At 33.5% G+C, this 2182-nt stretch carries 3 protein-coding genes; 1 reads left to right on the plus strand and 2 read right to left on the minus strand.

The window, feature by feature from the left end; translation table 11 throughout:
- Window positions 1–24 precede the first annotated feature (24 nt).
- Both A5295_RS06510 and A5295_RS04510 read right to left on the minus strand, forming a co-directional pair.
- A complete protein-coding gene (locus tag A5295_RS06510; RefSeq protein ID WP_004110801.1) occupies window positions 25–180 on the minus strand; it encodes a hypothetical protein in 156 nt (51 codons plus the stop codon).
- 70 nt (window positions 181–250) lie between these two features.
- Complete coding sequence (locus tag A5295_RS04510) at window positions 251–943, minus strand: hemagglutinin (protein ID WP_231875288.1); 693 nt, start codon at window positions 941–943, stop codon at window positions 251–253.
- Window positions 944–1433: 490 nt separating this feature from the next.
- On the opposite strand from A5295_RS04510, the gene A5295_RS04515 reads away from it, so the two are divergent.
- Window positions 1434–2182, plus strand: a 749-nt coding sequence (locus A5295_RS04515) for an MFS transporter (protein ID WP_197479839.1), incomplete at its 3' end; no start/stop codon positions are given.

A 2182-nucleotide genomic window follows, 5' to 3' on the forward strand; every position in this document is an offset into this window, starting at 1 on the left:
TAATTAGCGTTATAGCCAAAATCCTTACTTTTTTAATACTTCTTTCCACCATGATTCTCTGCCTAAAACAAAATCATCTTTAACTTTCGCATTAAAAATTAAATCTGTAGTAAGTGAGTCTTTGTTGTTTTTGTTAAATATAGAAGCAGTTAATTTGTAATCTTTAACCAATTGTGCCAAAAATTAGACATTGAAGTATACCTCGAAGCTTATACACCGAGATTGTATTCCTATGTCGATCTAACGAATATTATTTGCGAGGATCTCCGAACCAAGCAGAGTAAATCAATGAAAAATTGCGATTTCCATATGCTGAGCACGAATTTCCTTCGCCGTATCCAGCTTTTAACGATTCTATATTTGGCTGATAAGGAGTATAGATATAAAGTAATGCAGTAGCCTTATTTTCGATATAAACATTGCTAGATCCGCATGATTTATTTGGCGAATATTGAATTGTGTTAATCGTGTTAGGGTGGTAGTTATATTGATCGTTATGAAGAAGATAATATCTATATCTTCTTGCGGAACCAATTACTTGTTTAAAGAATCCTGCAAAACGTGGGTTGCAATGAGAATCATCTGGACAATCTAATCCCATAGCTGATTCGTATTGGAAATCGCTAGGATCAGTGTCTGTTACAAGATGTTGTTCTTTTTGCAGCATGGTAAGTAATACTCGTTGACTGATATGACATGCTTTTGCTGATTTGTATATTATGTCTGCAGAAGATTCTTTGCTTACACTTTGATACTTTGAACATAGTGAATCGGCAGGAATAGTGTGAGTATTAAAGTACGCATTTTTTAAGCAATTTTTACCAGTGCATTTTGCTCCTTTTTTGCGTATAAAATTGCGTACTTCGTCTTTACTCATTGCGTTATCGTCAAAAAATTGAGAATCAGAAATAATATTGCCTGGATTAAAATCAAAGCGTGACACAAGTTGTTCTTGTTTGTTGCGAAGATTAGAAACAGTCTGTTCCCAACGTATCCACTGAACAACAGGAATGATAATAGCAATGCCTATGACAGCAATAATAATGTTTCGTAAAATTTTATTGGAGTAAAACTTATGCTTTAATGAACTGTTGTTTTTATTGTGATGAACACCACTATTANTGTNCWCNTATTTAGGTTGACATGAATAGAATCATGTTTCTTTCTTCTCTGCACCATGTTTCCTCCTACTTAGCTTGTTACATTATAAGTGATATGCGAATCATTTTATTATTGTGATTATTTTTTAAAATTGTTCCTAACTTTTATTGTTGATTGTAACTATCAAACTGTAGAATTATCCGATTGAGTAGCTACGCGCGAAGAATTTGTTGCGATTAACTTTAGATTGTTAGGGCAGATTGATTTATTTGCAGTAGTTTTCTGCATAAATATTTGGAATTATTAGGCTGTTGTAGGGGAGTAAGACGGTGATGATTGGGACTAAACGATTTGATTGTTCTTCTGTGGATCCTTATGATGACCCAGAAAAGCGCGATAAGGTTGCTGTTCGTGCGTTAATACTACTGCTTATTACATATATTATTAGCACCTTGTGCTTGCAAGGTTTCAACCTTGTTTATAAACAAGTTGGTATAGATGTGAAAGCTGTTGATCAAGCGCCTCTTATAACTGGTTTACCTGGCATTATTTTAGGAATTGTATGCTTTATTTACGGTTCTTTAGGCGACTTTGTGTCATTAAAAAAGCTAGTAACTATTGGATTAACATCTTTGTTTATAGGCTCAGTTTTTGGATTTGTAGCTAATTCTTGTTTTGAGCCAAATTTGTGGACAGTTATTGCTGCTCGTATTATGCAAACAACTGGTGAACAAGTAGCAGGTTCATCATTCTTAGTAATTGCAACAAAATATTTGCGAAATGATTTGAAAGTTATCTTCTTCGGATTATTTACAGCATCGTACCAGCTTTCTGCATGTATTGGAGTGTTTTCAGCGGGATTGTTAAGCTCTATTGCTTGGCAATATTTATTCTTAATTCCAGCATTAACTATTCTAATATTGCCGGCATTATTGCATTATTTACCAACAAAAAACGGCAATGGTAAAAAAATTGATGTTGTTGGTTTTACAGTCTTTGGATTTGCTGTTGCATCTCTTACATTGTTCATTTCATACAGAAACTTGTTGATGCTTATTTCAGCAATTATATTGTTTATAAT

This window comes from Gardnerella sp. 26-12, from assembly GCF_001660745.1.
Classification (GTDB): domain Bacteria; phylum Actinomycetota; class Actinomycetes; order Actinomycetales; family Bifidobacteriaceae; genus Bifidobacterium; species Bifidobacterium swidsinskii.